This window comes from Kutzneria kofuensis (genome assembly GCF_014203355.1).
GTDB classification, from domain to species: Bacteria; Actinomycetota; Actinomycetes; order Mycobacteriales; family Pseudonocardiaceae; genus Kutzneria; species Kutzneria kofuensis.
The window spans coordinates 102,156-114,182 of record NZ_JACHIR010000005.1; the positions used below are offsets into that span (position 1 = coordinate 102,156).

Genomic DNA, 12,027 nt, shown 5'->3' on the forward strand with positions numbered 1-12,027 from the left:
ACAGAATCAACCGCCATGAGCACCAGACAGCAGGTGGTCTTGCGACCGCTCCGGCGGTGGGTGATCGTCTTGTGCGCGATCCTGGTGGTCGTGCTCACCGCCGCGGTGCTCGTCTGGCTGCTGCACGAGGCGGGCGACGACCCCGGCCGGCGCATGGAGGCGATCAAAACCGGCTTCACCGTCGGACTCGCCGGCGGCGGCAGCATCGTGCTGTTCCTCGCGGTCCGCAGGCAGTGGCACCAGGAGGTGGTCGCCGTCGTCACGACCCGTGACGCCGACGAACGCCGCCTCACCGACCTCTACGTCAAGGCCACCGAACACCTTGGCTCTCCGCTGGCGCAGGTGCGCGTCGCGGGCCTCTACGCGTTGGAACGCCTCGCGCAGGAGAACCCTCACCAGCGCCAGGTGGTCGCCGACGTCATCAGCGCCTACCTGCGCATGCCGTGGGACCGCAGCGGCCCCGACCTGGAGACGCAGCAGGAGCTGCACGTCCGCCGGGCCGCGGGCAAGATCCTCACCACCCACCTGCGCGCCGAGCCGGAGTTCTGGCAGATCACCCTCGACCTCACCGGAGCCACGCTGGTCGACTTCAACGCCCGCCAGTGCGTCTTCTCCGGCGGACTGAACTGTCCGTCCGCCACCTTCATCGGCATCGCCCGGTTCACCGACGCGCGCTTCCAGGGCGAAGCCCGCTTCGCCGAGGCGGACTTCCAGGGCACAGTTCGCTTCACCGGCGCAACCTTCGACGGCGACGTGTTGTTCGCGGGCGCCCGCTCATCCGGCCCATGGTGGTTCACCGGCGCGAAACTGACCAACCACAAGGCTGTGCTGGAGATCCCCGGCTTCCACGTCGCGCCCGACGGAACGATCAGGCCGGACGCGCCAGCCCGATGAGGTGGTCGACCGCCGCGCCCAGATCGGCGGGCCCGTCCACAGCGATACCCGACCCGCCGAGCCTGCGCAGCGGGTCGATGTCGATGTCCACCCGGTCCCCGACACTCCACACGTCGCCCGCCGCGACCCCGAACCGGTCGAGCACCACACGGAAGGCGCCCGGATCGGGCTTCGGCGTGTGCCCGGTGTCCTCGGCGCTGAACACCTCGGTGAAGCCACCGACCCCGACCTTGTCCAGAATGGCCTTCATCGACGCCCTGGTGTTGTTGGTGAGCAACGCGATCGGCACCACCTCACGCAACCGCGCCAGCTCCCGCTCCACGTTCTCGTCCGGCTCCAGTCCGTCCGCAATGGACAGATGCGTCTCCCGGTAGCCGAGCCACTGCCCGACGTCGAAACCGTTGGCCCGCACGAACGACGTCGTCGACGTTCCGGACCAGTTCGTCCGCATCGCCTCGCGCAGCTCGGCCACCTTCGCCCCGGCCTGGTCCGGCGTGGCACCGCGCAGCTCCACGAACATCCGACCGATCACTGCGAGCACCTGCTCGGCGTACGCCTCCCTCGGGTACAGCGTGCCGTCGAGGTCGAACACGACGAGCCGCGGCGCGGACCCGTTTCCCAGAACGTCGATCACCCCGTCAGCATGCCAGCCTCGCGGCCGCGTTTGTGGCTTTGGAACGGTAGAGGGGCCAGCCAGGCCGCTGCGGGAAGCCACCCTCGGTCTACTCAGACGCCTGACACTTGCCCTTGTCGGAGCTGGCCGTCCAGGGGCTGACCCCGAGCTTGCCGGTGTTGCCGAGGTCGATCGGGCCGTCGGGCTTGCGGGTCTGCCAGGGTTGGCCGCTCGCCGGAGCGACGTCGAAGTACGTGCCGCTCGTGGCGACCACGGTCGAGTCGGTCACGGTGTTCTTCCACAGCACGGCGGCTTCGGCCTGCTGCCCCGGCTCCAGGGTGAACGTGGTCGGCGGGTGCTGCAGGCTCGGCACCAGCGCCACCGAGTCGGCGCCGTTGTCCACCTTGACGTCGATGGGCTGGTGGTCGTCGTCGAGCACCCGCAGGGCCGGGTAGCCGTTCACGGTCAAGGGGGCGCTGCCGCAGTTGGCGAGTCGGATCGGGACCACCCGCAGTCCCGTTGCCGCGTCGGTCGCGCCCAGGGAGATCAGCGGCCCGTGCGGCGGCTCCGCCGTGGTGGTAGTGGTCGTTGTGGGCTGGGGCGTCGGCGCGGGTGCTGAGCAGCCCACGAGGAGTACGCCCGTGCCGAGCAGGAAAAGGTGGCGGAGCTTCACCTGGTCGACTCTGCCATGATCACCGGGCCGATGACCGCGTTATGCCTCGAACTCGAACCGGCGGCACGGGCCACGCACGGCGACCGGACGCCGCCAGCGCAACGCGTACCGGTGACGAACAACGCCAATGGCGAGTACTCGCCACCGCGAATATTCGACCGCCATATTGCCACCGGCTGGATCTGTCGATACATCCAACCCTGGGTGGGTCCGGAAGTACGAGGCGGTGTCGAACCGCGCACACCGCGATGCCGCTGCTGCGGAGAGGAGACCAATCCCGTGAGCGCGATCACCACCAAGGACGGCGTCGAGATCTACTACAAGGACTGGGGCGAAGGCCCGACCGTGGTGTTCTCGCACGGCTGGCCGCTGAACGCCGATGCCTGGGACGGCCAGCTGCTGTTCCTGGCGCAACGGGGCTACCGCGTCATCGCCCACGACCGGCGCGGTCACGGCCGGTCCAGCCAGGTCTCGTTCGGGAACGACATGGACGGCTATGCCGACGACCTCGCGGCCGTGGTCGACACGCTCGACCTGCACGACGTCGCGCTGGTCGGGCACTCCACCGGCGGCGGGGAGGTCACGCGGTACATCGGGCGGCACGGGACCGGGCGGGTCGCCAAGGCGGCGCTGATCGCCGCGGTCCCGCCGATCATGCTGAAGTCCGACGTGAACCCCGAAGGCCTGCCGATGGAGGTCTTCGACAGCCTGCGCGCTGGCGTGGCCGGCGACCGCTCCCAGTTCTACCGGGAGCTCGCGATCAAGTTCTACGGCGCGAACCGACCAGGCGCGGAGGTCTCCCAGGGGATCCTGGACCAGTTCTGGCTGTGGAGCATGCAGGCCGGCGCCATCAACGCCTACGAGAGCGTCAAGGCCTTCTCCGAGACGGACTTCACCGACGATCTGCGCAGGATCGACGTGCCGACGCTCGTCATGCACGGCGAGGACGACCAGATCGTCCCCGTCCAGGACTCGGCCCGCAGGTCGGCTCGGCTCATCGCCGGCGCCCAGGAGATCTACTACCCCGGCGCGCCGCACGGCCTCACCGCCACGCTTCAGGATCAGGTCAACGCCGACCTGCTGGCCTTCCTCCGCAACCATTGAGCGCCCCCCTTTGCCGGGACCGACACCCGGGCGCTCCGTCGCGGGACTTCTCAGCCCGAGCCCGAGACGGGGACACTCGATCGTCATAAGATCGATTCGTCACATGGGCGGTGACGCTGTGGCGGGAAGGGGGCCGTCACAGCGCGGCACAGGCGTCACCAGATTCACCCGGATGGATCATATCTGGTTGCCGATCAACCGCTCCTGCTGATCGCCGGTTTCGTTGCGGACGGTTGTCTTCGGCACCTGTTCGGATCGCCGGCGCAGGGGGAGGCTCAGGTATGCGCAACGAGGGGGAGCGTTGGGCGTCGCCGATCGTCTGGAGTTTCGGCTGTTGGGGCCGGTGGAGGTCTGGCGCGGACCGGAGCGGCTGGCGATTTCCAGCCGGCACCAGCGTTCCGTGCTGGCCGCGCTGGCGCTGTGTCCGGGGCGCGTGGTGTCCGTCAGCGCGCTCGTCGACGCGGTGTGGGAAGAGGATTCGCCGCCGTCGGCGCGCCGTCAGGTGATCAAGCTGGTGTCCCGCCTGCGTGGCACGCTCGGTGACGCGATCACCACCAGATCGGGCGACTACATGCTGAATGCCGAGCCTGACCAGGTTGACGTCGGTGTTTTCGACTCGTCGGTGGCCGGTGCCCGGCAACTCTCGGTCACGGACCCGGAGGCTGCGGCCAGAGCGGCGCGGGAGGCGCTTCGGCTGTGGCGGGGCCCGGCGCTGAGCGGAGTCACGCCGGGGCTCGCGGCGCAGGCGACGCGGCTGGAGGAGCGCCGCCTCAGTGCGCTGGAGGACGGCTTCGACTGGGAACTGGCCACCGGCGGACACGCGGCCCTGGTGGCCGAGTTGACGATACTGGTCGCCGAACATCCGCTGCGGGAACGGCTGGTCGGCCAGCTCATGCTGGCCCTGCACCGGTCGGGGCGCACCACCGAGGCACTGGAGGTCTACCGGCGCACCCACGAACGGCTGGCCGACGATCTCGCGCTGGCACCCGGTGCGGAGCTGCAACAACTGCACGTGGCGATCCTGCGCAACGATGCGACCCCGACCGCACCGATCTCGCCTCCGGCACCGGCTCCGCGATCCGCCACCCGGACGAGCGTCGCGGTCCCCCGGCAGCTGCCCTGTGCGGTGGCCGGCTTCACCGGACGGGCGTCCCAGCTCAAGGAACTCACCGGCTTGCTGGATCGGAACGACACCGTGGTGATCTCGGCGATCAACGGCACCGCGGGCGTCGGCAAGACGGCTCTCGCCGTGCACTGGTCGCACCAGGTCGCGGACCGGTTTTCCGATGGGCAGCTCTACGTGAACCTCCGGGGTTTCGACCCCAGCGGTCAGCCGGTCCAACCCGCCGACGCGATCCGGGGTTTCCTCGACGCGCTCGGAGTGCCGGCCCAACGGATACCGGCCGGCCTGGCCGAGCAGGCGGCGCTCTACCGATCCCAGCTGGCCGACCGGCGGATACTCGTGGTGTTGGACAATGCCCGCGACACCGACCAGGTCCGGCCGCTGCTGCCCGGCTCGGCCCAGTGCCTGACCGTCATCACCAGTCGTGACCCCCTCGGCGGTCTGATCGTCAGCGCGGGGGCGCGCGCTGTCCCCCTGGACCTGATGACCACCGCCGAAGCCTATGACCTGCTGGCGAGCAGGCTGGGCCCGGAACGGCTGGCCGTCGAACCGCACGCCGTCAGCGACCTGATCGAGTTGTGCGCACACCTGCCACTGGCGCTGACCATCGTCGCCGCGCGAGTCACACTCGCTCCCACCCTGTCGCTGGCCGAGCTGGCCAAGCAGCTACGCGATGTCCGCGATCGCCTGCGCGCCCTGGACATCGGTGATGCCAGCGTCGATCTCAGTGCGGTGTTCTCCTGGTCCTACCGGACGCTGAGCGCCGCGGCAGCACGAATGTTCCGGCTGCTGAGCCTGCACCCCGGCCCGGTCATATCGGTGTCCGCCGCCGCCAGCCTCGTCGGAACCGAACGCGATCAGGCCCACGCGGCGCTGTCCGAGCTGACGAGAGCGCAGTTGCTCACCGAGCACAGCGCCGGCCGATTCGCCTACCACGACCTGCTGCGGGCGTACTCGGCAGGGAAGGCACGCGAGGACGAGGACGAGCAGACGCGCCACGCCGCCATGCACCGCATGCTCGATCACTACCTTCACACCGCGCACGCCGCGACGCTGCTGCTCAACCCACCCAACGACCGGCTGTCCCTGGTCGAATCCCAGCCAGGGGCCTGCGTCGACGAACTCGCCGACGACGAGCAGGCATGGCAGTGGTTCACGGCCGAGCGCCAGGTGTTTCCGGCCGCCATCGAACGCGCCGCCGATGCCGGCTTCGACACCCACGCCTGGCAACTCGCCTGGAGCGTGGCCAGTTTCTGCATCCGCGCCGGGCACTGGACACAGATGGTCACCAGCCAACTCGTCGCGATCGCCGCAGCTGAACGCGCAGGTGAACCGCACGGGCAGGCATGGTCCCTACGTGAACTGGGCCGGGTGTACATCCGGCTCGGTCGTTATGCGGACGCGCGGGCCAGCTTGTGCCGCGCGCTCGACCTGGACGAGCGGCTCGGCGACCTGGTCGGGCAGGCACGCAGCTACAACACCCTCGGCATCGTGTCCTACGCGCAGGGCGCCAACCCGGAGGCACTGGAACAGGGCAAGGCGGCCTACGCGTTGTTCCACGCGGCTGGCCACCGGGCGGGCCAGGCGGACGCACTCAACGCGATCGGCTGGATGCAGACCCAACTGGGCCAGCACGCCGAAGCGCTGCGTTACTGCGCCCAGGCGCTTGAGCTGCACCGAGCGGTCGGCAGCAGGCACGGCGAAGCCGACACCTGGGACAGCCTCGGCTGCGCCCACCACAATCTCGGCGAGCACCAGCGGGCCGTCGTCTGCTACCACAACGCACTGGAGCTGTACCAGAAGTTGGGCGCGCGCCATCCACAGGCCGACACACTCATCCGTCTCGGCGAGACCTACCAGGACGCGGGCGACTTCCACGCCGCGCACCGTTCCTGGCAGCAGGCGCTGCCCATCCTCGACGACCTGCACCACCCCGACGCCGACGTCCTCCGCGCACGGCTGGCCGAGCGCACGCCGGCCCCATAAGCGCACGCGGCCGGGCCGGGCAACCCGTCGGATCCCGACCCGGTACGGAGCGCGGACAAGCTGCCGGTTGATCGAACCTCGCGGCTGCCCGTGACCACCCGCGCAATCGTCGGCCGATGCAGGCTCAGTTCCAGAGCCCAGGTGTCAAAGCGATTCTTTTCTCCGTCTTCTGGCGTTGGGATGACAGGTGGCGAAAACTCGCCGACCCGCACCCTTACGGCGGAACACAGCGGTTGCCATAATCGCCTCCTCGCTGTTCAGGTATCTGCTAGGTGAAACGGGCGACGTGAGCGGTCTTGGTATGACGCCTGCGGTGAGGGACAACTTGCCGACTGACGTCTCGAGTTTCGTAGGGCGTCGGCAGGAGTTACGCACTGCGCGGAACCTCCTGACCCGGACCCGGTTACTGACGTTGACCGGTGTCGGTGGGGTGGGCAAGACGCGGTTGGCGCTGCGGCTCGCCGCCGAGGTGCGGCGGGCGTTCCGGAACGGCGTGTGGCTGGTGGAGCTGGCGACGCTGCAGGACCCGGCCCTGGTGGCGCACGCGGTGGCCGCGACAGTAGGGATGCAGGACAATACGATCGCCTTCGGGATGCGGGAGTGGCCGCCCCGATCCCCGACCGAGGTGGTGCTGGACTACCTGCGGGACAAGCAGATCCTGCTGGTGCTGGACAACTGTGAACACCTGGCCGAGGCATGCGCCGACCTCGTCGCCACGCTGTTGGCCAACGCCCCCGAACTGCGGATACTGACCACCAGCCGCCAACGACTGGGTATCAGCGGCGAGCATCTTTTCACTGTGCCGCCGTTGTCCCTGCCGAAACCCGACCTGACACCCCGACCAGACGAACTCCACCGTTACGAGGCGGTCAGCCTGCTGACCGAGCGCGCTACGGCGGTCCACCCCGACTTCGCCATCACACCGGAGAACGCGGCATCAGTGGTCCGGCTCTGCCGACGACTGGACGGCATCCCGCTCGCCATCGAACTCGCGGCGGTCCAGCTCCGTGCGCTGTCGGTGCGGCAGGTGCTGGAGCGGCTGGACAACCGGTTCCACCTGCTCACGGCGCCCAGACGGGGTGTGGTCGCCCGCCACCAGACGCTGCGGGCGGCGGTGGACTGGAGCTACGAGCTGTGCTCGCCGCAGGAACGGCTGCTGTGGGCCCGCGTGGCGGTGTTCGCCGGCGGGTGTGACCTCGAGGCGGTGGAGGAGGTCTGCTGCGGCGACGGGATCGCGCGCGCCGACATCGTCGACCTGGTGGCGGGGCTGGTGGACAAGTCGATCCTGGCGCGATGCGATGACCCGCGCGGGCAGCGAACCCGCTATCGCATGCTCGACATCCTGCGGCGGCACGGCGTGGAGAAGCTGTGTGCGGCCGGTGAGGACAGCCGGGTGCACGGCCGTCACCGCGACTGGTTCCTGCGGTTGGCCGAGCAGGCCGCGGCCAGCTGGTTCGGCCCCGACGAGCGGACGTGGATGGTCCGGCTGCGCAGCGAGCACGACAACGTCCGGGCGGCGTTGGAGTTCTGCCTGTCCGACCCGGACAGCGCCCAGGCGGGGCTGCGGACAGCCGGGGCGCTGTGGTGTTTCTGGGTGCCCGGCGGATTGCTGGGCGAGGGTCGACAGTGGCTCGACCGGTTGGCGGCGCTGGCGCCTGAGCCGACCCCGGCCCTCGGGGTGGCGTTGTGGGTCTCCGGGTGGGCCGCCTCGCATCAGGGGGATCTGACCGCCGCGGAGGCCAACGCCGAGCGGTGCCAGCGGTTGGCCGAGCGCTTGGGTGACGCGCGGTTGGAGGCCTACGGCCTGCAGGTGGCTGGGCTGTGTGCGCTGCTCAAGGGGAAGTTGACGCAGGCGCGCATGCTGTGTGAGCAGTCATGGGAGCGGCACCGTGCCCTCGGCGAGCTCACCAGCCCGGCGGTGAAGGTCCTGACGAAGCTGAGCTTGGTGGCGTCGCTGCAGGGCGAGGTCGACCAAGCGGTCGGTTACGCCGAGGAGTGCGTGGCGCTCGCCCGGCAACACAGCGCTCACTGGACCTACTCGTGGGGGTTGGTGTTGCTCGGCCTGGCGCTGTGGCGCCGCGGCGACCCCGAGCGGGCGATTCCACCGCTGCGCGAGAGCATCGCGATCAAGCGGGAACTGGACGACCTGTTCGGGCTCGGCATGGCCGGGGATTTCCTGGCGTGGGCGCTGACCGCTACCGGCGACCACCACCAGGCCGCCCGGCTGTTCGGCGTGCTGGAGCGGCTGTGGCCGCTGGTGGGCCTCCCGCTGATGGGACTCAAACCCCTGATCGAATACCACGAGAAGAGCGCGGCCGCCGCCCGCGCGGCCCTCGGCGAAGCCGCCTACGCCACCGCACACGAGGGCACTGCGCTCGATCCGCGCCAGGAGCTCGACTGCGTGCTGGGCGACAACGCCGCACCACACCCCCGCAAAGGGACGCCCGGGCGGGACGACCAGCCGTGGGTGTCGTTGACCCGACGCGAACGGGAGGTCGCCGCGCTCATCGCCCAGGGACTGTCCAACCGGGACATCGCCAACAGGCTGGTCATCGCCCAACGCACCGCCGAAGGCCACGTCGAACGCGTCCTGGTCAAGCTCGGTCTCACCTCCCGCACCCAGGTCGCCGCCTGGGTCTCCGAGCGCCGGCGGACCAGCTGACGCGATGCTGGTGTTGGCGCGAGATCCCTGAGGGGTCAGGGCTCGGTGCCCCAACTGAGGGTGCCGGACTGGTAGGCGGTCGCGGTGGCGAGGTCGGTGAACGACGCCGCCGTGCGGTAGCTGTAGTCGTCGGTCTGGTTGAAGGCGGACCAGTCGGCCTTGGCGACCCGCACCTGGATCTCGCCGGTGCTGGCGCCGGCGGCGAGGGTGCCGCCGCTGAAGCTGATCTCGACGTAGGCGTCGGCCCCCGGGCGCGGCGTACTGAGCTTCACGACGCGCAGGGTGACGTTCCCGCAGCCGAGAACCGCGTAGTCGCACCAGATCTGGTAGCTCGGATTGGTGGCGTCGCCCGTGAACCAGTAGCGCGCGGTGACGCTGTTGAGGGCGACGGCCGTGCTGCCCCGGTTGACGATCTGGAGGCCGGTGCGAATCTGGTTGTCGGTGGCGCCGCTGCCGCCGCGCTGCTGCACGGCGAGCGAGCCGGAGCCGGGGTTGCCGCCGCTGGTCGTGGTGGTCACCGACACCGGACTGCTGGCCGGTGACAGGTTGCCGGCGGCGTCGCGGGCGCGCACCGAGAAGGTGTACGGAGTGCCGGGGGTGAGGCCGGTGACCTGGTAGCTGGTGCTCGTGGTGCTGCCGATCGTCGCGCCCGCCGAGTTGAGCACGTCGTAGCCGGCGACGCCGACGTTGTCGGTGGCGGCGATCCAGGTGAGGCTGACGCTGGTGCTGCCCGGGGTGGCGGCGACTCCCGTGGGCGCGGTCGGCGGAATGGTGTCTACTGTGGACTGTCCAGGTTGGCTGCCCCACAGCACCGCGGAGCCCTGCGCGAGCACGAGCTGCGGGTCGTCCACGGGCGAGGTCCCACTCGGGGCGAGACCGGTGTGCGACCAGTCGTTGCTGGGGTCCCAGGTGCCGGTGCTGGTGATCCGGAACTGCACCTCCTTGCGATAGCGGGACTGGCCGCCGGGGGCGACGCCGCCGGAGCACGCCACCTCGACGTAGTACACCGGGCCGGAGAACTGGTGCAAGGTCGGCGAATCGCACTGGTTGTACGCGGAGGTGACCGAGATCTGGCTGGACGTGGTGCCGCCGTCGAGCGTGAAGTAGTAGCGCAGCGAGCCGGTGAACGTGCGCGCCGGCCACGCCGACTTGTTGATCACGTAGGCCTTGACCTCGGTGAACGTGCTGCCGTCGGGCTGGTTGAGTGCGCCCTGCGCCAGGATCTCCGGCCCGTCCGGGGTTTCCTTCGGCGGGAAGCCGGCCAGCGGGGTGCCGCCGTACTCGCCGTACAGCCGGGCCAGCGCGCCGGTGAAGCCGGCGTTGTAGTCGAGCGCCACCTCGTTCATGGTGTAGTTGGTGCGGTCGTCGGTGTACGCGTCGTTGGTCGAGGTGGGGCCGCCGACGAGCGCGCCGTACAGGATGTGTCGGCTCACCGTGGGATCGAGGATGTTGTCGTCCCACGAACCGTGCGCCGTGCGGTGGTGCGGGTTACGGGGCGGATTGACGCCGAACCCGACCTCGAAGCTCGCGCCACGTGGGTTGTCACCGAGCGCGTAGTTGATCTGCCGCACTGCGAAGTCGTGATAGGTGGTGGCGCGGGCGGGATCGGTGGTCCGCAGCCAGTCCGAGTAGGTGAGGGCGACGAACGCGGTGTTGGCGGCGTACCGCAGCGAGCCCCACTGGTCGAGCACGGCCTCGCCGCCCGGCGAGTAGGGCACGTGCTGGCCGTTGACGCCGGTGGTCCACCAGTCGAGCCAGCGGTCGGCGTCGGCCACGTACTCGGCGTCGCCGGTGAGCTGGGCGAGCAGGACGTACGCGCCGTAGGACTTGTCGTCCCAGGCCAGCGTCCAGCGGTAGGAGCGGGTGGTGGTCTGCGGCTCGGTGGACAGCTTCTCGTACGCGGCGCGCGCCTTGGTCAGGTAGCTGGTGTCACCGGTGGCCTTGTAGAGCCAGATCGCGCCCCACACCAGCTCGTCCTGGTAGCCACTCCAGGACTTGTAGAAGTTCTGGGCGTCGGTGATGCAGTCGGAGTAGACGCCGCGGTAGTTGTCGGCGAACGAGTAGAGCTGCTTGGCGTGGGTGAGCAGGGTGGCCGCGTAGGCGGGATCGCCGGCCTGGAACACCAGCGAGCTGGCGGCCATCTGCGCGGCGGCCTCGCCGGCGAGATCGGAACCGGGGCAGGAGGTGTCGATGCGGTAGGCGGGCCGGGCCATGGCCATCGTCTCGGCCGGGCCCCACCACTTGTGGTCGTCGTCGCCCTTGCCGACCTGGCCGTAGAGCACGTTGGGCTGCGGGTGCGCCTTGATCAGCCAGTCGTCGCCCCAGCGCAGGTTCGAGAGCAGGTACTGCCACTGGCCGGAACCCTGGTAGGCGGCGCGGTTCTCCAGCGCGCCCCAGGCGAGCATGGTCATGCTGAACTCGAACGGCAGGCCGAACTTGACGTGGTCGCCGGCGTCGTAGAAACCGCCGGTGAGGTCCACGCCGACGTCCTTGCCGTCGTCGAGGGCGGACGGGCCCCGCCAGGAGACGCGGTTGTCGGCGGGCAGCACACCGGAGCGCTGCGCGTCGTAGAACCAGACGGCCTTCTGGAGGGCCTCGGCGTAGTTGAACTTGCCGGTGGCGGCGCGGACGGTCGGGGACAGCCCGGGGATCACCACCGTCAGACCGAGCACGAGCAGCGCCACGAGCGCTCGGGGCACCGCCTTCATCGTTGAAGCGTGCACTCCGCCTCCTCAGCTCTGGGAGCGCTTCCAGAACGAGAAGGTAGGGAGTGGGATCGGGACGTGTAAAGCATCAGCGCCGCCGATAGGCGGTTCGGCGGTGTCGCGCAGGGCCATCCGTTGTAATAGCGCGGCGGGGAGCACGACACGAGCCGCGGAACACGCTATTCACACAACGGATGGAGCGCGTTACAGTGGCCAGACTGGAAGCGCTCCCAGAGATCCTGTAGCCGTCCGGGCGGCCCACCCTGC

General features: G+C 69.7%; 7 protein-coding genes. 4 read left to right on the forward strand and 3 right to left on the reverse strand.

All coding sequences use genetic code 11. The features are described 5' to 3' along the window. Window positions 1–15: 15 nt before the first annotated feature. On the forward strand, window positions 16–894 hold the full coding sequence (locus BJ998_RS46150) for a pentapeptide repeat-containing protein (protein WP_184870551.1): 879 nt from the start codon (window positions 16–18) through the stop codon (window positions 892–894). On the opposite strand, the gene BJ998_RS46155 is transcribed toward BJ998_RS46150, so the two are convergent. Both BJ998_RS46155 and BJ998_RS46160 read right to left on the reverse strand, forming a co-directional pair. Beyond that, a complete protein-coding gene (locus BJ998_RS46155; protein ID WP_184870552.1) occupies window positions 869–1,528 on the reverse strand; it encodes an HAD family hydrolase in 660 nt (219 codons plus the stop codon). The genes BJ998_RS46150 and BJ998_RS46155 overlap by 26 nt on opposite strands. An 88-nt stretch (window positions 1,529–1,616) precedes the next feature. Further along, window positions 1,617–2,180: a DUF4232 domain-containing protein gene (locus BJ998_RS46160; protein ID WP_184870553.1), complete on the reverse strand. Its 564-nt coding sequence runs from the start codon at window positions 2,178–2,180 to the stop codon at window positions 1,617–1,619. A 279-nt stretch (window positions 2,181–2,459) separates the two neighbouring features. Here BJ998_RS46160 and BJ998_RS46165 point away from each other — a divergent pair, with 279 nt between their 5' ends. The 3 genes from BJ998_RS46165 to BJ998_RS46175 all read left to right on the forward strand — a co-directional run bounded on the left by BJ998_RS46165 (window position 2,460) and on the right by BJ998_RS46175 (window position 9,055). Then, the gene (locus BJ998_RS46165; protein WP_184870554.1) at window positions 2,460–3,284 is read left to right on the forward strand and encodes an alpha/beta fold hydrolase; all 825 of its coding nucleotides are present in this window, start codon (window positions 2,460–2,462) and stop codon (window positions 3,282–3,284) included. A gap of 301 nt (window positions 3,285–3,585) precedes the next feature. Continuing rightward, window positions 3,586–6,393 (forward strand): AfsR/SARP family transcriptional regulator, encoded by a 2,808-nt coding sequence (locus tag BJ998_RS46170; protein ID WP_184870555.1) that lies wholly within the window; start codon window positions 3,586–3,588, stop codon window positions 6,391–6,393. A gap of 301 nt (window positions 6,394–6,694) precedes the next feature. Continuing rightward, window positions 6,695–9,055, forward strand: coding sequence for an ATP-binding protein (locus tag BJ998_RS46175; protein ID WP_184870556.1), 2,361 nt, complete (start codon window positions 6,695–6,697; stop codon window positions 9,053–9,055). Between the two features lie 35 nt (window positions 9,056–9,090). On the opposite strand, the gene BJ998_RS46180 is transcribed toward BJ998_RS46175, so the two are convergent. Next, window positions 9,091–11,763, reverse strand: a complete 2,673-nt coding sequence (locus BJ998_RS46180; RefSeq protein ID WP_221339780.1) for a glycoside hydrolase family 9 protein — start codon at window positions 11,761–11,763, stop codon at window positions 9,091–9,093. Between the last annotated feature and the right edge of the window lie 264 nt (window positions 11,764–12,027).

Coding starts and splice junctions, on each gene's coding strand:
- BJ998_RS46150 (WP_184870551.1), top strand. CDS start 16: ATGAGCACCAGACAGCAGGTGGTCTTGCGACCGCTCCGGCGGTGGGTG.
- BJ998_RS46175 (WP_184870556.1), top strand. CDS start 6,695: ATGACGCCTGCGGTGAGGGACAACTTGCCGACTGACGTCTCGAGTTTC.
- BJ998_RS46180 (WP_221339780.1), bottom strand. CDS start 11,763: ATGAAGGCGGTGCCCCGAGCGCTCGTGGCGCTGCTCGTGCTCGGTCTG.